General features: G+C 41.5%; 16 protein-coding genes. 2 read left to right on the top strand and 14 right to left on the bottom strand.

Features of this window, described 5'->3' with window-relative positions; genetic code table 11:
- Nucleotides 1-11: 11 nt before the first annotated feature.
- The 9 genes from OFN67_RS00320 to mqnE form a co-directional block, all read right to left on the bottom strand.
- The gene (locus OFN67_RS00320; RefSeq protein WP_270868370.1) at nucleotides 12-1,001 is read right to left on the bottom strand and encodes a hypothetical protein; all 990 of its coding nucleotides are present in this window, start codon (nucleotides 999-1,001) and stop codon (nucleotides 12-14) included.
- Between the two features lie 81 nt (nucleotides 1,002-1,082).
- On the bottom strand, nucleotides 1,083-2,978 hold the full coding sequence (gene metG / locus OFN67_RS00315; RefSeq protein WP_270868371.1) for a methionine--tRNA ligase: 1,896 nt from the start codon (nucleotides 2,976-2,978) through the stop codon (nucleotides 1,083-1,085).
- Between the two features lie 21 nt (nucleotides 2,979-2,999).
- Nucleotides 3,000-3,698, bottom strand: coding sequence for a pilus assembly FimT family protein (locus OFN67_RS00310; protein WP_270868372.1), 699 nt, complete (start codon nucleotides 3,696-3,698; stop codon nucleotides 3,000-3,002).
- 25 nt (nucleotides 3,699-3,723) lie between these two features.
- Nucleotides 3,724-4,932 (bottom strand): hypothetical protein, encoded by a 1,209-nt coding sequence (locus tag OFN67_RS00305; RefSeq protein WP_270868373.1) that lies wholly within the window; start codon nucleotides 4,930-4,932, stop codon nucleotides 3,724-3,726.
- The gene (locus OFN67_RS00300) at nucleotides 4,910-6,064 is read right to left on the bottom strand and encodes an MFS transporter (RefSeq protein ID WP_270868374.1); all 1,155 of its coding nucleotides are present in this window, start codon (nucleotides 6,062-6,064) and stop codon (nucleotides 4,910-4,912) included. The genes OFN67_RS00305 and OFN67_RS00300 overlap by 23 nt, the downstream gene beginning before the upstream one ends.
- Nucleotides 6,065-6,087: 23 nt before the next feature.
- Nucleotides 6,088-6,537 carry a phosphoribosyltransferase gene (locus OFN67_RS00295; protein WP_270859160.1) on the bottom strand — a complete coding sequence of 150 codons (450 nt, stop codon included), beginning with the start codon at nucleotides 6,535-6,537 and terminating at the stop codon, nucleotides 6,088-6,090.
- Between the two features lie 12 nt (nucleotides 6,538-6,549).
- Nucleotides 6,550-7,845 carry an NCS2 family permease gene (locus OFN67_RS00290; protein WP_270866754.1) on the bottom strand — a complete coding sequence of 432 codons (1,296 nt, stop codon included), beginning with the start codon at nucleotides 7,843-7,845 and terminating at the stop codon, nucleotides 6,550-6,552.
- Nucleotides 7,829-9,049 carry a potassium/proton antiporter gene (locus tag OFN67_RS00285; protein ID WP_270859162.1) on the bottom strand — a complete coding sequence of 407 codons (1,221 nt, stop codon included), beginning with the start codon at nucleotides 9,047-9,049 and terminating at the stop codon, nucleotides 7,829-7,831. Before OFN67_RS00285 ends, OFN67_RS00290 begins: the two co-directional genes overlap by 17 nt.
- Before the next feature lie 2 nt (nucleotides 9,050-9,051).
- Entirely contained in the window at nucleotides 9,052-10,140 is a 1,089-nt protein-coding gene (gene mqnE / locus OFN67_RS00280; protein ID WP_270868376.1) for an aminofutalosine synthase MqnE, read from the bottom strand.
- Between the two features lie 134 nt (nucleotides 10,141-10,274).
- On the opposite strand from mqnE, the gene glmS reads away from it, so the two are divergent.
- On the top strand, nucleotides 10,275-12,098 hold the full coding sequence (gene glmS / locus OFN67_RS00275; RefSeq protein ID WP_270868377.1) for a glutamine--fructose-6-phosphate transaminase (isomerizing): 1,824 nt from the start codon (nucleotides 10,275-10,277) through the stop codon (nucleotides 12,096-12,098).
- Nucleotides 12,099-12,163: 65 nt separating this feature from the next.
- Nucleotides 12,164-13,060 carry a hypothetical protein gene (locus tag OFN67_RS00270; protein WP_270868378.1) on the top strand — a complete coding sequence of 299 codons (897 nt, stop codon included), beginning with the start codon at nucleotides 12,164-12,166 and terminating at the stop codon, nucleotides 13,058-13,060.
- A gap of 5 nt (nucleotides 13,061-13,065) precedes the next feature.
- On the opposite strand, the gene tgt is transcribed toward OFN67_RS00270, so the two are convergent.
- From tgt to OFN67_RS00245, 5 genes are read right to left on the bottom strand one after another with little or no spacing between them, the layout of a single operon-like run.
- Nucleotides 13,066-14,223, bottom strand: a complete 1,158-nt coding sequence (gene tgt / locus OFN67_RS00265) for a tRNA guanosine(34) transglycosylase Tgt (protein ID WP_270866759.1) — start codon at nucleotides 14,221-14,223, stop codon at nucleotides 13,066-13,068.
- Nucleotides 14,213-14,509, bottom strand: coding sequence for a hypothetical protein (locus tag OFN67_RS00260; RefSeq protein WP_270868379.1), 297 nt, complete (start codon nucleotides 14,507-14,509; stop codon nucleotides 14,213-14,215). Before OFN67_RS00260 ends, tgt begins: the two co-directional genes overlap by 11 nt.
- Entirely contained in the window at nucleotides 14,499-16,673 is a 2,175-nt protein-coding gene (locus OFN67_RS00255; protein WP_270868380.1) for a heavy metal translocating P-type ATPase, read from the bottom strand. Before OFN67_RS00255 ends, OFN67_RS00260 begins: the two co-directional genes overlap by 11 nt.
- Entirely contained in the window at nucleotides 16,663-17,031 is a 369-nt protein-coding gene (locus tag OFN67_RS00250; protein ID WP_270868381.1) for a hypothetical protein, read from the bottom strand. Before OFN67_RS00250 ends, OFN67_RS00255 begins: the two co-directional genes overlap by 11 nt.
- A complete protein-coding gene (locus OFN67_RS00245) occupies nucleotides 17,028-17,327 on the bottom strand; it encodes a Cys/Met metabolism pyridoxal-phosphate-dependent enzyme (protein ID WP_270859170.1) in 300 nt (99 codons plus the stop codon). The genes OFN67_RS00250 and OFN67_RS00245 overlap by 4 nt, the downstream gene beginning before the upstream one ends.
- Nucleotides 17,328-17,336: the final 9 nt, after the last annotated feature.

Genomic DNA, 17,336 nt, shown 5'->3' with positions numbered 1-17,336 from the left:
GCCTCCTAAATTTAAAAAAACAGATTTTTCTCGCGCGGTTTTTGGCTCAAAAAACTCACTATATCGGCGCGGTTGCCGTAAATCAGGGCATAGTGAAACTCTGGGATTGTTTTTAGCATTTCTAGTTTTGAAAATCTAAAATCGATTGCGGTTTCGCCAAACTCATCGTCCCAGCTCGCGCAAATTAAAATTTTATCCCTAAATTTAGCCCGCAAATACTGCGCCGCGCGCACAAAAAGCTCTTTATCGCTTTCGATGATAAAGGCGCGGTAACTCTCGCCAAAAGGGGTGATATTTAAAAATTTATCCACGAAAATCGGCTCAAAATGGCTTAGAGCGCTGAAATTTTGAAGTCTAAATTCGATATTTTTGCGCCCCAAAAATTTCAAAATTCCACACAAATCTGGCAGGAAAATTTGCGGAAAAACTAAATTTGAATAATAAATTTCATCATAAATAAAACTCGAATAAAATATCGACCCGCTGTAAGTTTCGCTTAAATTTTCATCTTTTTCGATTTTTTGATAGCTAATCTCCAAAAGCTGTAAAAATTCACTATTTTTGGTGAAATAAATGTGCTTTTGCTCGTGGCTGATTAGATGAATAAAAAGCTCGTGAAGCGTGTTTGGGGCAAAAATCAGGTTTTTTGGCACGCTGATGAAGCGCAAAATCGAGGCTTGGATTTCATCAATTAGCACGAATTGATGACGCCAAATATCGCCTAAAAATTTAATCATTCTAAGCAAGGCGACATTTAAATTTTCGACCTTGATAAAGGCGACCTCGTCGTTGCTAACCTTAAAATCACTATCAAAAATCACAGCATAAGCGCCGTTTGCAATAGCCGTCTCGACATCTTTTGCGCTCGCATTTACCGCTACGAAGGCTGCTTTTTTGTGAATTTTATGCGCACAAATAGAAAAACTCTCCACCGCCGAAACACTCGGGCGGTTTAGCATTTTTCCATTTACAATGCGGACTAGATTGGCTAAATTTGTCATTGTTTAATCGCCAAAATGCGTAAATTCGCGCTAAATTTTAGCAAAATTTGTGCCGAAATTTGGGAGATAAACAGCACAAACTTACCCTACTCGCGCGCCGTTTTTTACTTCGCCATGTGTGCCAAGAAGCGTGAGTTTGCCGTCTTCCGCGCTTAAAATCATACCTTGGCTAATGTGGCCGAAAATTTTGGCTGGTTTTAGGTTTGCTAGGACGCAGACTTGTTTGCCAATTACTTCTTTTGGATTATAAAATTTAGCGATACCGCTGATGATTTGGCGCGGAGCTTCCTCGCCTAAATCAATCATAAATCTTAGCAATTTATCGCTACCCTCGATATTTTCGCACTCCAAGACCTTGCCTACTTTAATCACGCATTTTGCAAAATCATCGATTTTAATCTGCGCCTCAGCGTTTTCATCTTTTTTAGGCCCGACACTTGCCTCTGGTCTGCTCATAAGCTCGCTTTCTACCTTCGCAAACAGCGGCTCGCACGCACTCGCGCTATAATCCAATAACTCGCCACGAAGACAGAGTTTTTCGTAAATTTCAGTTGAAATTTTAAATCCCAGCGCAGAGGCGATTTTATCCGCAGTTTTTGGCATAGCTGGGCTTAAAAGCACAGCAACTTTGGCCAAAATATTGGCTACAAGCGCCACAAGCGCATTTGCCTTTTCGCTCTCGCCATTTTTTATCAAATTCCACGGCTCATATTTTGCAATCGCGCCATTTGCCAACGCAAGAGCCTTCCAAAGCTCCTCTAAATAGCGATTTGTCGCGACTTCTTCAAGTTGAGCAATCGCCGAGCTTATCAAAGCATTTGCCTCATTTATCTCGTCTGTGTAGTATTTTAAGACATCTTTGGAATTTATGATATTTGCCGAATACTTCGCGCTCATACCGATAATGCGGTTTAATAAATTTCCAAGTTCGTTTGCAAGTTCTGAATTTATGCGACTAATGATAGCTTTTTGCGAAAAATCGCCATCTTGACCAAACGGCACTTCGCGGAGCAAAAAGTATCTAAACTGCTCCAAACCATAAGCCTCAGCCACCTCGGCAGGATTTACGACATTGCCTAAGCTTTTGCTCATTTTGCGTCCGTCCCTAGTCCACCAGCCGTGCGCTGCGATAGTGCGTGGCATAGGCAAATTTAGGCTCATCAAAAACGCCGGCCAATACACAGCGTGAAATCTCAAAATATCCTTGCCGACTATATGAAGCGTGTCGCCCCAAAAGTCCATTTTAGCGTTATCTACACCATAACCTATGGAAGTGAGATAATCCATTAAAGCGTCCAACCAAACATAAATCACATGTTTATCATCTTTTAGCTCGCTTGGAATTTTAATTCCCCAATCAAAGCCTGTGCGTGTGATAGAAAGGTCTTTTAAGCCACTTTTTACGAAGCTTATAACCTCATTTTTCTTACCCAAAGGCAAAATACACTTATCGCTCTCATACCATTTTAAGAGCCTATCGCCATAAGCGCTGAGTTTGAAAAAATAGCTTTCTTCTTTTAAAATTCTAGTTTTTTTGCCACAATCAGGGCAGTATTCGCCGTCTATTAGCTGATTTGACGGGAAAAAACTCTCGCAACTAACGCAGTAATTCCCCTCGTATTCGCCCTTGTAAATATCGCCGTTTTCATACATTTTGCGAAATACATTTTGCACGCCTATTTCGTGGTTTTTATCTGTCGTTCTTGAATACATATCGTAAGAAATTTCGAATTTATCCCATAATTCTCTGAATTTCGCACTGATTTCATCTGCGTATTGTTGCGGTGTTTTGCCCCGTTTTGCGGCAGCTTCTTCGATTTTTTGACCATGTTCGTCGGTGCCAGTTTTGAAGATAACTTCATGCCCTTGCAAGCGATAAAATCTAGCCATAGTATCGCAGATAATCGTAGTATAAGCATGCCCGATATGTGGGACATCATTGACATAATAAATAGGCGTTAGTATGTATTTTTTCATCTTTTTCCTTGATTAATTTGTCTATTGAGCCGTCGAACCAGCTTCGGCTAGCTGATATGAAACATAGCCAGTTTCTGGGCGTATAGTTATAACAGAGCTATCGCCAGCATCGTTTGTAAGCGTGATCGTGCAATTAGTAACAAACACTCTATCATACGGCGTCGCAGAATTACTTACTTGCCCCATTGGGCGTCCGATATGATCAAATGAAATTGTTTGCACATTAGCACAACCGCCAGCAAAAGCGATATTTGTAATGCCGTATTTGCCCTGTAAATTTAGCTTATTATTCATCAAATCGCCTCTACTATTAAAAGCTTGATTAGCAAAACCAGAGGTTAGAAGTCTAGCTGGATTTTGCGGATCTCTGGCAACACAAACAAAATCTGGACCACCACAATTTGGATTACCAGACAAACTACCATCAGCACCAGCAGCAGAAGTATCTGTAAAAATAGTATATCTCCACCCAGTAGCATGACCAGCCACAGCAGCATTATGGAACTGGATCCTCCATGCTCTTTTATACCAATCAGCGTCATTTGCGTCAAATTTATTATCATACATCGCTAATTGTTGCGTATAGCGTATGTGTGATACGAGCTGATCGCTCGCTTCGACTAGGGCATTTCGCTCTGTTTGGGGAACTGCAACCGCTGCAAGTATCCCAACTATAACTACAATAAAAATAAGTTCAATTAATGTGAAACCTTTTCTCATAATTTTTACCTTTCATAAAAATTCGCTATATTTTAACATAAAATTTCGCAATTTGAACGCCTAGTTTATAAATATCAATACTTTGATCGAAATTTCTTTCATTTTTTTCCTCTATTATGGCGTCAAAACCTTTGTTTATACCATAAAATTTAAGCCGTAGCTGCATTTGCTCATCATCGCAAAGCACGCTTGCAACCCCGCGCTTTTTTAACTCATTAGCTAAATTTTTTGCCACATCAAATTTATAAATGAAATGTTTGCTAGGGCGATTTTGGAAAAACACCACATACATCGCGTCGCTAAAAATCACAGAAAAATAGCTAAAAACTAGGCTAAACAAACTCACGCCAAGCGCAAATTTGTGAAAAGAGCGAAATCGAGGGAGCCTCACTCTGTATGAATTAAACACGACCCGCACGATTAGTGGCGTCGCAATCACGCAGTATGGTAGCATCATTTCCATAGCCACACGCTGTCTAAGCGAAAAAATCAGTGCCAAACAAAATGCGCTAGTAGCGATATACCAAAGCAAATCTTTGTTTTCTTTAATCCAAATTCGATAAATCGCATAGACAAAAAACAAAAAAACAAAAGGCGAAAACGCCCCCGCAAATACGCCAAGAGCGTCTAGGAAATACCCGCGCGGTTTGCCCTGCGTGCCGATATCGTAAAAGATTATGCTAAATACAAAAAGCGCTAAATTTAGCACGAAAATTTCTCGCTTCCCAGATCTCAAAGCCCAAATTCCAAAACCGATATAAAGCATAAAAAACGCCCTATCGATAAAGGCGCTAAGCACCAAAACAGCGATAAGTGCGCCCCAGTTTTTGATTTTGGCAAAATAGTATGCCAAAAGCGTAGCAAAGATAATAATACCGGCTGGATTTAGCAAAATCGCGCTACTCATCGAGGCAGGAAGCCCCATAAATAGCGCAGTTGCTACAAGTCTATCAAATCTGCGTTTTAGGGTAAATTTTGAATTTTTATAAATCAAGGCGCAGTTTATGAAATGCAAAATCAAAAAAGGCGCCCTTAGCGCGTAATCATTTTGAGAGAAAATTTTGCACGAAACATTTGCTATGAGCGAAGTTAGGCTGTTTTGGTTATAAAAAATTTCAGCCTCGTAGTAGCTTATGCTTAAATTTGATATGGCGTAAATCAAAAAAAGCGCGTCAGCACAAAACAAAATCGCTAGGATTAAAATTTCGTTTTTAATGAATTTTTCTAAGCTCATATCGTTTTAGTTTCCATATAAAAAATATCGACGCCATAACCACCACGCAAAGCGCGCTTAAAAAAGCTCCCCAGCCAAAGCTATCATACAAAAACCCCGGCACGAAACTCCCCAAAGCCCCGCCACAATAATAAAAACTAATGTAAAGTCCGTTTGTAATGCCCTTGTGAGCGGTGGCCTTTTTATTAACATGCGCAGTGGCGACCGAGTGCGCCATAAACGAGCCGAAATAAAACACTATCATCGAACCAAAAATCACGCCGAAACTCTCCACATGCAAAAGCAAAAGCGCGATGAAATATATCAAAAACCCTGCCATAATCGCATTTGTCGGACCATTGCAAAAATTTGCAATTCGCGCGACATTAAAGGAAATAAAAACCCCCACGATATAGCCAAAATACATAAAGCCGATTTTCGAGCCGTTAAATTCGCCAAGAAGCCTTTTTAGCTCAAATGGCAAAACATTTAGCGTAGCTTGAAAGACAAAGCACATGCCAAAAATCGCGCAAAAAATATAAATATTTCGCGGAATTGATAAAATTTGGGCTATGTTGCGAATTTTAGGCTTTACAAGGCTGATTTTAATCACAGGCAAAATTTTATAAAGTAGCGCGCTCACGCCAAATGCAAGCACCCCAAGCACAAAAAAGAAAAATCTCCACCCAAACAAATCGGTAAAAAATCCGCTCAAAAATCGCCCGATAAATCCCCCAGCTATCGTCATACCCACATACGCGCCGATTGCGCTGGCTAGGTTTTGTTTGTTTGCGCTTTGGGAGATGTAGCTCATTATCCCAGTCAGGGCCGCTGGGACGATGAAGCCTTGGATTATGCGAATAGTAAGCAAAATTTCATAACTATCTGCAAAAGCAAAGCAAATTTCGCTCGCGCCAAATACAAAAAACACCCCCACTAGGACATTTTTAATCGAAACTTTTTCTAAAATATAGCCATAAATTATCGAAGCAAATGCAAGCGGGGCTAAAATCGCAGTGGTAAAAAGCGAGGCTTTAAATTTTGAAATTTCTAAAATTTGCTCGAAATGCGGTTGCAGGGGCTGTGGCGCATACATAATGCACATTGCTAAAACCGCACAAAAATATAAAATCAAAAAATTAAAATTCTTCACAGCCCACTTCTAAATTTTAAAATTTACTCTTCTATTTTGTAATTTTCCCAGAAAAAGTTAATCCACTCATCGGTCTCTTTGATTTTAAAATCAGGCTGGATTAGCGCCTTACTTTTGTAAAAAATCACCGCTGTTTTAATCTCAGCATTAGGGTATTTTTCCTCCAAAACACGCTTGATTTCGACCATACTATCGCCACTATCGATGATATCATCGACTAGCAAAATTCTTTTATAAAGTTCCAAATCAGGGATATTGAAAACATCGATTGTATCGAGCTTTTGCGTATCTGCGTAGTGGATTGAGTTAATCGAAAAAATCGTCCTCATATCAAGTGCGTTTGCTAGCGCATGACCAAATGTCAGCCCGCCACGCGCAATCGCTACAATCGCGTCAGGCGCGAAGCTATCGCGCACCTGCTTGGCGATGATTCTACTATCTTTATCAAGTTCTTCGAAGCTGTAAAATTTCATATTTTCTCCTTATTAATGCAAAATAAATACCAGCGCGCTAATTCCTGCTAGCACCAAAACGCCCAAATTTATATCGCTAAACCTTCTTTGCACCAAGCGCACAAGCAAATAGCTAATAAATCCGAAGCTTAGACCATTTGTAATCGAATATGTAAAAGGCATAAGCATAACGATAAAAAACGCCGGAATTAAAATTCCAATATCGCTGTAATCAAGCTTGCCAAGCTCGCTAAACATCAAAATTCCAACCATTACCAAAACTGGATAAATTGCGTTGCTTGGAATCGCTTTAAAAAGCGGAAGCATAAATAGCGTCAAAATAAAGCAAACCGCCGCAAACACAGCAGTTAGACCAGTGCGACCACCAGCCTCGACACCACTTGCGCTTTCTGCAAATGCTGTAACCGTGCTAGTGCCCACTATCGCGCCACCTACTGAGCCAACAGCATCGGCAGTTAAATTTCGCGCTAGTTTTTTCATGCCCTCAGGATCTTCGTCGCTAAAAATTTTTGCCCTATTTCCGACACCAGTTAGCGTGCCGATACTATCGAAAAGGTGAGTTACAAAAAATGTGATGATAAATGGCAAAAACGCGAGTTTTAGCGCGCCCATGATATCAAGCTGTCCAAAAATCGGCGAAATTGAAGCAGGAAGCGAGACGATACCCTCTGGTTTAGGCGAGATTCCAAACACCCACGCAATCACAGAGGTAATCAAAATCGCCAAAATAAACGAAGCTTTTACCTGCAAAACAAAAAGCAAAATCATGATAGTAAGTCCGCCAAGACCAAGCAAAACAAGCGGATCGCGTAAATTGCCAAGAGCGACAAGGGTAGCTTGATCGGCTACGATAATGCCCATTTGTTTAAGCCCGATAAAGCAGATAAATGCGCCAATACCGGCACTTATGGCGCGACGCAAATCAAGCGGAATTGATTTAATAACCCAAATTCGGAAATTTGTAAATGAAAGAACAGTAAATAAAAATCCGCTCAAAAATACGATTCCAAGGGCTGTTTGCCATGGAATTTGCGCCCCCATACAAAGCCCAAATGTAAAATACGCATTTAAGCCCATACCCACACTAAGTGCGACAGGCGTATTTGCAAAAAAGCCATTAAAAAGCGTCGCTAATATCGTAATTAACGCAGTTGCAGTAACTAGCGCCTCGTATGGCATGCCTGTTTGGCTCATAATGATAGCATTTACAGGCACTATGTAAATCATAGCCAAAAATGTGGTAATTCCCGCATTCAACTCTTGCTTGATAGAAGTTTTGTTCTCTTCTAACTTAAATAACGAAGTCATCGCCGTCCTTTTCAGTGATATTTAGTTTTTTTGCTGCAAAATTTATAGTCGTTCCTTGGATTAAAACCGAGATTAAAACCATAAAGAAAACGATATTAAAAATAATATGAGATTCCTCTAAATGATAAACATAAGGATATGTCGCAAGTATGATAGGAACTGCACCCCTTAGCCCTACCCACGAAATATAAAATTTTTCAAATTTGGAGTATTTGCTTTTGATAAGTGAGATAAAAACGCTAGCTGGTCTAGCTATAAAAATCAAAACCAGCGACAAAATAATCGCATTGTGCGCGATTTGAGGCAGGTCTGATGGAAAAACCAAAAGCCCAAGGGTCAAAAATACGACGATTTGCATCATCCACGCAATCACTTCGTGAAATGCTATGATATTTTCTTTGTTTGGAAATGCGTATTTGTTCGCCAAAACCCCAGCCATATAGACGCTTAAATATCCATTACCGCCCAAATGCGAGCTTAGCCCAAACATTATAAGCAACCACGCAATGCTAATTAGCGGGTAAAGTCCTGTTTGCATAAGGCGTAAATTTATGCAAATTCTAGGGAACAAATACCCAAACGCAATGCCCAAAACTCCGCCCACTGCAAACTGCAAGAAAAAGTGCATTATCATTTTTTCTATCGTTGTATCTTGGGCTAAAACTATCAAATTTAAAATAGCGATTGTCAAAAAAATCGCCATAGGGTCGTTGCTACCGCTTTCTAGCTCCAAAAGTTCATTTAAGCCATTTTTGAGCTTGATTTTTTGGCTTCGCAAAATCATAAACACAGCCGCTGCGTCCGTCGAAGATATAATCGAGCCAAGTAAAAGTGCATGAAGTGGCGCAAAACCCAAAACCAAATGTATAAAAACCGCCATTATCAAAGCAGTCAGCAAAACACCAATGGTCGCAAGCAAAACCCCGCTTACCATAACGCTTTTAATGTGTTCAAATTTGGTATTTAATCCGCCACTATAAAGTATGAAAACAAGGGCGATTGTCCCCACAGCTTGTGCCAAATGCGGATTGTCAAATTCGATGCCCACAATGCCCTCACTACCAAGTAGCATACCAAAACCCAAAAACACAAGCAGAAGCGGAAGCCCGATTTTTTCTGAAATTTTACTAGCATAAACACTGATAAAAAGTATAACACCGATACCGATGATATATAAATTCAGGCTACTTAGTAAAATTTCCATTTTTAACTCGCATAAATTTGAAGTTCGTTATACAAACTATCGCGCTCGACTGGGATTAATCCGGCAGTTTGAATTAAATCGATAAAATCTTTTTTATTCACACCCTTTTTGCTCTGCGCGCCTGCGCTGCTTTGGATACTTTCGTTCTCTATCGTGCCGTCGATATCATCTGCGCCAAATTCTTGCGCCACTAAGGCTAAATTTAGCGTCGAAGTCGCCCAATACGCCTTGATATGCGTAACATTATCTAGCAAAATTCGAGCGATTGCGATTGTTTTTAAAACCTCAGCCGAACCCATAGCCTTAGGCGTCTGCAAATAGTTATTTTCTCTTTGATACACAAGCGGGATAAACGCGTTAAATCCGCCACCATTGCCGTTTTTAAGGGCCTCATCTTGCAAAGCGCGAATTCGCAAAATGTGATCTGTGCGGTGAGCGAAATTTTCAATATGGCCAAAAAGCATAGTTGCGTTGCTTTGGCGACCCATTTTATGCCAAATTCTGTGAATTTCAAGCCAGTTTGCCGAGCTTACCTTTCCTTTGCAAATCTGCTCCCTCACGCCCTCGTCAAATATCTCAGCACCGCCACCAGGCATGCTATCTACGCCACTAGCAATCATATTTTTTAGCGTTTCTTCGTAAGGCATTTTCCATTTTCGCCAGAAAAAATCCACCTCAGCTGCGGTCATTGCTTTGATATGCAAATTTGGAAATTTGGCTTTTATCGAGCTAAATAAATCGAAAAACCACTCAGGCTTTAAATTTGGATTATGCGAGCTTACGATATGCACCTCTTTGGTGCCTCGCGCCACAGTATCAGCCACTATGCCCAAAATTTCATCTTTGCTCATTGTGTAAGATTGCTTCTCGTTTTTGCGATGAGCCGAAAAAGCGCAAAATTTACAGGTATCAGCGCACAAATTTGAAGGATTTATATGACGATTTGAGTTGAAAAACACCTTTTTGCCGTTTTTTTGCTCGCGGATTGCGTTTGCAAATTTAGCTAGGTCGAAAAGGTCTAAGTCCCACAATTTGGTCGCTTCATCGAAATTTAATCTTTCATTATTTTCTATTTTTTTTAATATTTCCATAAAACTTCCTAAAATTTAAATCGTAATTATATAGTTTTAAAATTTAATCTAGCTAATTTTTTAAAAATTTTCTAACGATTTACGAAAAATTACTATAATTTTGCGAATTTTGCTGAAAGGAATAAAATTTAAAAATGTGCGGAATCGTAGGATATATCGGAAATAAAGAGAAAAAAAATATCGTCCTAAATGGTCTAAGAGAGCTTGAATACAGAGGCTATGATAGCGCTGGAATCGCTATTATGGAGGGCATGGAAAATGCGAATATTACATATTTTAAGGCTGTTGGAAAACTAAAAAATTTAGATGAAAAAATGGCTGATTTTAGCAGCGAGTGTTTTGGAGTGTCAATCGGGCATACTAGGTGGGCGACGCACGGCAAACCGACCGAGCTAAACGCTCACCCGCATTTTGGCGAATTTAGCTTTGTGGTGCATAATGGAATTATCGAAAATTACCAAGAGCTAAAAGATGAGCTTAGCAGCGAGGGCGTGGTGTTTTTAAGCCAAACAGACACTGAGGTCATCGTGCATTTGTTTGAAAAATACTATAAAATTCACGCCGACGCATTTAAGGCTTACGAGGCTACGATTGCGCGCTTGCATGGGGCTTATGCGACACTTTTAATCACAAAAGCAGCACCAGGGAAGATATTTTTCGCCAAAAACGCAGCCCCACTAATCGTGGGATTTGGCGAGAGTGGTGAAGTTTTGTTTAGCTCATCAGACGCGCCATTAATCGGACTAGCTAGCAAGGTTACCTACCTAGATGACGGCGTATATGGCGTGGCTAATAGCGATGAAATCAGCGTATATCAAAACGGCAAAAAAATCTCTCCAAACTACGGCGAACTTCCGAAAGACAAGGGTTACGCGCAAAAAGAGGGTTATAGATTTTTCATGGAAAAAGAGATTTATGAGCAATCCCAAGTCATCACAGAGACCATGATGGGGCGCGTGATAAAGGCTGGGGATATTAAATTTGATGAAATTTCGCCTGATTTGTTTAAGGGTGTAGATGAGATTATGATTTGTGCGTGTGGCACGAGCTATCATGCTGCGCTAGTTAGCGCGTATCTTTTCGAAAGACTAGCCAAAATTCGCACCAAAATCGAAATCGCTAGCGAATTTCGCTACAAAGAGCCGTTTTTAAACCCAAACGCGCTTTTTATCGTAATTAGCCAAAGTGGCGAGACAGCAGACACTCTTGAAGCCCTAAAAATCGCCAAAGAAGTAGGATTAAAAACCCTAGCAATCTGCAATGTCGATAACAGCTCAATCGTGCGCATGGCAGGCAGTGTAATCCTAACTCGCGCCGGTATCGAAAAGGGTGTGGCGAGCACAAAAGCCTTTGCAACGCAAGTTATGGTGCTATGGATGCTAAGCGTCTATGCTGCAAGGTTGCGTAAAACTATCAGTGAGGACGAGCAAAACGAGCAAATTTCAACAATGCTTAAAATTCCGCAAATTTTAAAAATCAATCCACGCCTACAAGAGCGAATTTACCGCCTCAGCAAGCATTATTTGCACGGACATGGATTTTTCTTTATCGGGCGGGATATTTTCTATCCGCTTGCACTTGAAGGCGCGCTCAAACTAAAAGAAATTTCATACCTACACGCCGAAGGATACCCAAGTGGCGAGATGAAACACGGCCCAATCGCGCTAGCAGACGAGCATCTTTTCACAATCGCGCTAATGCCACAATCCCTGCTGTATGAGAAAACCAAAAGCAATGTCGAAGAGCTTGCCGCTAGGGATTCATATATTTTAGCCATTAGTCCAAAAGAATTTGACCTAGCAGATGATTTTATCAAAACCAGCGACCAAACCAGCCCAATGGCTGAATTTTTCGAAATGATGATAATCTTACAACTTCTAGCCCTTGAAATTTCTGTGCGCCTTGGCAACGATGTGGATATGCCACGAAATTTGGCAAAAAGTGTAACCGTGGAATAAATTTTAAATATTTATTTACTTTAAATTTATAAAATTCCGTGAAATTTCACTTTCACGGGGTTTTTATGAAACTTGCAGGACAAATTCTAAACAAATCTGTAATCTTGGGTGATGACGGCAAAAGATACACCTACTCTACCTTTGATTTCCACGACGAAAATTTAAAAATCGGCGATTTTGTAAGCTTCATCGCCGAAAAAGACAAGGCAGTTTTTATCAAATACATAAAAGACGGCGTAAGCCCAGAGCCACAGGACGAGACTTCATTTCTCAAAAAAGAGGTAAATTTCGAATTCGTCGAAATCGAGCCTAAACAAAACGAAAATTTAGAGAGCAAAATTTATTCAAATTTCATACGCAAACACGGAATTCTCTCGTGCATTTTGCCACTGATTTTCGCTGGGGGATTAATGTTTTTCAAAGGCGAAATAATCTCATTTTTGCTCGCTAATAGCGCAAATTTAGGCTTTGTAAATTCAGCTTCGGTTGGAATTTGCGTAGATTTAGCCATAGTTTTTATCTGGTTACTTGCCTATTTAATACCGCTAAATTTGGCGTTTAACGGCCTTGCAGTCGCCACGCACGATCTATACGCCAAACGCCAAATCAACTCATTTAATCTATTTTTTATCCTAACTTTGATTGTCGCACTTGCAGAAATGGAAAATTTCTTTGGACTGCAAAAATACGGCCTTGGCGTGCTGTGCGCGCTAGGTGTGCTGGGGTTTTGCGGATATTTTTACAAAGCCAAGGCATTTTTCTACCTAAGCAAAAAAACAGGGGTCAAACTCTTTATTTTAGCCCTGATTGTGGATTTCGTGGCTGTATTTAGCGCAAATGTGCTAAACAGATTTTTTGGCTTTATTAACCCTGATTTGATTTGGTGGCAGTATGTCGCAATCTGTGCGGTTATCGCGCCACTTTATATACTTTCGTTTTTGCTGATAAAACGCCTTGTTTAGGCGTTTTATTTGGCTCTTTTGGCATAAAAATTTAGCCTAAATTTAGCAAATTCGCCCCGCATTATCGCTTCTCGCATTTGTTTTACCAAATTTAAATAATAATGCAGATTATGAATACTTGCAAGGCGGTAAAATGTCAGCTCGTGCGCGCGAAATAGGTGGTTTAAATACCCGCGCGAAAAGTTTTTGCAAGTGTAGCAATCGCACTCATCATCAAGTGGTCCATGGTCATGGACGAAACAGGCGTTTTTAATGCTAAATTTACCCCTGCTTGTAAATATCGTGCCATTGCGCGCATTTCGCGTAGGCATTACGCAATCAAACATATCCACGCCACGCGCGACATTTTCGACCAAATCCTCCGGCGTGCCCACGCCCATTAAATAGCGCGGTCTGTTTTCATCAATAAAAGGCATTACCCCCTCGACCGTATCATACATTAGCTCGTTTGTCTCGCCTACGCTCAATCCGCCGATTGCAAGCCCGTCGAAGCCCATTTCGCAAAGTGCGAGCGCGCACTCTTTTCGCGCCTCATAATCCGTGCCGCCTTGGATAATGCCAAAGATATTTTGGTGAGTGTGAGATCCGCGCGATTTATTTTCGCAGTGAAATTCCACCGCTTCCTTTGCCCATTTTATCGTGCGTTTCACGCTCAAATCAATGCGCTTTTTAAGTCTGATTTTAGCCTCGCTTTCAAGCTCGTTTGGATTGCGTGGCAAATCGACCAAATCATCTAAAATCATCATAATGTCCGAATTTAGCGCGTATTGCGTCTGTATCACAGAGCGGGGTGTGAAATAATGTGTGCTTCCGTCAATATGGCTTTTAAATTTTATGCCGTTTTCGTCGTTTTTGGTATTTGCACGCAGTGAAAATGCCTGAAAACCGCCACTATCTGTTAGAAAATTTCCGCCAAATTTGCTAAATCCATGCAACCCACCAAACTCTTCTACGACCCCAGCTCCTGGTCTTAGATACATGTGATAGGTGTTTGCTAGAATTATCTTTGCGCCTAGTATTTCGCTCGCATCGTGCGCGTCTAGGCCTTTGATAGCACCCACTGTGCCAACAGGCATAAAAATCGGCGTTTGCACCACGCCGTGCGCCATTTCTAGGGTGCAGGCGCGCGCTGCGCCGTCTTTTGCGTCTATTTTAAATTTCATTATTTTCCTTTGGTAAATTTTGCGCTATTTTACCAAAGTTTTTGCCTTTTTTAGAGTTTTTGAAATTTTTGCGTCCGCTTAAATACTCGCTGTATCTCGTGCCATACAGACTTGCGTGCCAAATCGCAAAGCCAAGCATACTAATTCCGCTTATTTTGTGGATTTTGCGCCACGCCTTGCCCTTTTTAAACCCGCTAAACGCGCAGATTCCCATACTCACTGCAAGGCTATTTTTGGCTAGTTTTCGCTGAAATTGCAAATCTAAAATTTTATCCTTATTTTTCAAATTTAGCCCCTTTTATCGAATTTAAAAGCAGAGCAATCGTCGTGCCGTTATGCAAAATCGCCGTGGATATCGGGCTTAAAATCCCAAGCGTAGCCAAAAGCAAAATCGCCGAATTTACCCCAACGGTGGCGTTAAAATTCCGCCTAATCAGCCTTAGCGTATCATCTGCTGCGGCTTTGATTTTCGCCACGCCCTCGATATCGTTTTTCAAAAGCAAAATTTGCGCGCTTGCCTTTGCGATGTGCGCTGAGCTAGGCATACCTATCCCCACATCTGCCGCCATTAGGCTAGGAGCGTCGTTTATGCCGTCGCCTATAAATGTAACCTTATGCCCGCGCGATTGCAAATCTTTGATAATCTCGGTTTTTTGCGTCGGCAAAAGCTCCCCATACGCCGCGTCAAGCCCCAACTCGCGCGCCACTTCATCGGCTTTTCGCTTCACATCGCCACTTAGCATTATGATTTGTTTGACCCCTATTTTGCGAAGCTGGGAAATCACAAATTTAGCATTATCACGAAGCCTATCACGCAGTCCAATCACGCCCAAAAGTTTGCCGTCAAATGCGATGAAAAGTAGCGAAAGACCGCGATTTTCTAAGTTTTCAATCCGTTTTTTAAACGGCGAGAAATCTATCATCTCATCATCTTGTAAAAAATGCTTCGAGCCGATGATTAAAATTTTGCCCTCTATGTTTGTCTTCACCCCGTGCGCTACGACAAATTCGACCTCATCGTGGCTGACATGGATAAATCCGCGCTTTTTGGCTGCCTCTACGATAGCCTGGGCGACTGGGTGGAAATAGTGCTCCTCTGCGCTCGCTGTCAAATTTAAAATGTCTTTATCGCTGAAATTTTTATCAAAGGATATGATTTTTACGACCTCTAAATTCCCGTGTGTGAGCGTGCCTGTTTTATCGAAGACAAAGGTATCGCTAGCTCCAAGGCTCTCTAAGGCTTTCGCCCCTTTTATGAGAATTCCAGCCTTGCCAGCCTTTGAAATGCTCGATTTAAAGGCAACTGGCGTTGGGAGTTTGAGCGCACAGGAATAATCAGCCTGCAAAACAGAGGCAACGCTAGTGAAATTTCGATTTATCAGATACGAAACCCCAGCTAGCCCAAAGGTAATAGGCACTAGCTTATCGCCCAGCCTCATCGCACGCGCGCCGATTTGCGAGCGCTCTTTGAGTGCGTTTGCGATGTATTTTTTGATACTGTGCGCAGATGTTTCATCGCCCACGCTTTGGGCATAAATCCTAATCGCCCCCTCGGCGACTATCGTCCCACTAAGCACCATATCGCCCCTGCTTTTGCGCGCCGGCAAGGCTTCGCCTGTCATGGAGGATTGATTGATGAGTGCTTCTCCGCTTAAAATATGGCCATCTACGCCGATGATATCGCCAGATCTTACCACGACGATATCGCCTGTTTTAAGCTTGCTGGCTGGGATTTTCATCTCGATTTTTTCGCCGTTTTGCTCTACCTCAACCCACGCCTCGCTAATATCAGGCTTGGCTAGCTCTTTTATCAAATCATCGCTTTTATAAACGGTGCTTTCTTCCATATACTCGCCAAGGGCCAGCATTGTATTTGTGCTATTTGCCGCGAAAGTATCAGCCCTGCCAAAGGAAATCCCCACAGCCAAAGCTTCAAGCGTTTTAGAAGTTAGTCCATGCGCTAGACTCTCTTTTGCCCCCTCTTTAAGCAGCGGCAAACAAGCAATCAAGCTAAAAAGTCGCACAAACGCCGAATTTCGAAAGAAAAAATTCGCCCCAAGCGCAGCGGCTGAGACAATCAAAGCGTTTTTGCTAGGGGCATGTGAGCGTTCGCGCTTTTTGGCGCGCTTAAATTTGGCCAAGTCTAAATTCGCTAGGTGCTTTATCAGCTCGTCGCGAGTTCCAGTATTTGCGCTCTTGCGGGAGTTTGCGCTATTGTGGAAGCCCTCACTCTCGCCCTTACCTTTGCGGGCAGTATTTTTGAAAGCTGAGCTAGTAAAATTTTTGTCATAATTTATAACCAAAGCACCGATTTTAGCGTTAAATCTGCACTCTTTAACGCCACTAAATTTTGAAATTTCTTTTAAAAATTCTCCCTCATTTAAATTTTTAAAAGCGCAAATTTTAAGCCTGATTCGCCCCGCACACTCGTGTTTTATCTCAAATTTCATTTTCGCTCATTTGCGCTTTTGCGTCCAAAAAACGCTCCTTCATCTCCTCAATCCCCATTTCAAAGAGCTCCGAGCCCTTTGCGATAAATTTAAAAAGGTTTGTTTGCGCATTTTCGTTAGTGAAAAAATACACGACCGCAGCGCCCAAAATTGCACCATTTAGAAATGAATTTTTCTTAAAAAATTTGCTTTTACCTAATTGATTTAGCCCAGCAAATTTTGAAAGGCTTTTTGATTTTTTGCCACCAAGTGCGCTATTTATCCATTTTGATAGCTCGCCAAGCTCGCCATTTGCGCTACTTTCGCAATATTTTAAAATTTGTTTTAACTCTTTTTTAGAAATCTTTTTTTTGCTCATTTTGCTTCCTTTGTGATTAAATTTTCGCTCATTTCTAGCGCGCATGTCGCCAAAACTGCGCCCACAAGCGCCCCCAAATACTCGCCCTGGACAAGTTTGTTTGCGCTATAAATCGCCCCGCCTGCGATGATGCCTCCACGAAGCGCCGAATTTAGCCCGTCGCGCATGGCCTGCTTTTTGTTTTTGCCTTTTTTGACATTTGCAATCTCGCTCGCAGCCCCAGCAATCGCCCCAGCTAGCGCGCCACTTAGGGCGTTATCGATTGGCGAGCGCGACAAAGTTAGTTTGGTATTCATACTCTAACC

Source organism: Campylobacter sp. JMF_11 EL3, assembly GCF_027736965.1.
Classification (GTDB): Bacteria; Campylobacterota; Campylobacteria; order Campylobacterales; family Campylobacteraceae; genus Campylobacter_B.
Note: the sequence above shows the minus strand (reverse complement) of the source record. Positions and strands in the feature narration are given on the sequence as shown.

Bases quoted from the DNA above. Each gene is read 5' to 3' on its own strand.
- OFN67_RS00320 (WP_270868370.1), bottom strand. From the start codon at position 1,001: ATGACAAATTTAGCCAATCTAGTCCGCATTGTAAATGGAAAAATGCTA.
- metG (WP_270868371.1), bottom strand. From the start codon at position 2,978: ATGAAAAAATACATACTAACGCCTATTTATTATGTCAATGATGTCCCA.
- OFN67_RS00310 (WP_270868372.1), bottom strand. From the start codon at position 3,698: ATGAGAAAAGGTTTCACATTAATTGAACTTATTTTTATTGTAGTTATA.
- OFN67_RS00305 (WP_270868373.1), bottom strand. From the start codon at position 4,932: ATGAGCTTAGAAAAATTCATTAAAAACGAAATTTTAATCCTAGCGATT.
- OFN67_RS00295 (WP_270859160.1), bottom strand. From the start codon at position 6,537: ATGAAATTTTACAGCTTCGAAGAACTTGATAAAGATAGTAGAATCATC.
- OFN67_RS00290 (WP_270866754.1), bottom strand. From the start codon at position 7,845: ATGACTTCGTTATTTAAGTTAGAAGAGAACAAAACTTCTATCAAGCAA.
- OFN67_RS00285 (WP_270859162.1), bottom strand. From the start codon at position 9,049: ATGGAAATTTTACTAAGTAGCCTGAATTTATATATCATCGGTATCGGT.
- mqnE (WP_270868376.1), bottom strand. From the start codon at position 10,140: ATGGAAATATTAAAAAAAATAGAAAATAATGAAAGATTAAATTTCGAT.
- glmS (WP_270868377.1), top strand. From the start codon at position 10,275: ATGTGCGGAATCGTAGGATATATCGGAAATAAAGAGAAAAAAAATATC.
- OFN67_RS00270 (WP_270868378.1), top strand. From the start codon at position 12,164: ATGAAACTTGCAGGACAAATTCTAAACAAATCTGTAATCTTGGGTGAT.
- tgt (WP_270866759.1), bottom strand. From the start codon at position 14,223: ATGAAATTTAAAATAGACGCAAAAGACGGCGCAGCGCGCGCCTGCACC.
- OFN67_RS00255 (WP_270868380.1), bottom strand. From the start codon at position 16,673: ATGAAATTTGAGATAAAACACGAGTGTGCGGGGCGAATCAGGCTTAAA.
- OFN67_RS00250 (WP_270868381.1), bottom strand. From the start codon at position 17,031: ATGAGCAAAAAAAAGATTTCTAAAAAAGAGTTAAAACAAATTTTAAAA.
- OFN67_RS00245 (WP_270859170.1), bottom strand. From the start codon at position 17,327: ATGAATACCAAACTAACTTTGTCGCGCTCGCCAATCGATAACGCCCTA.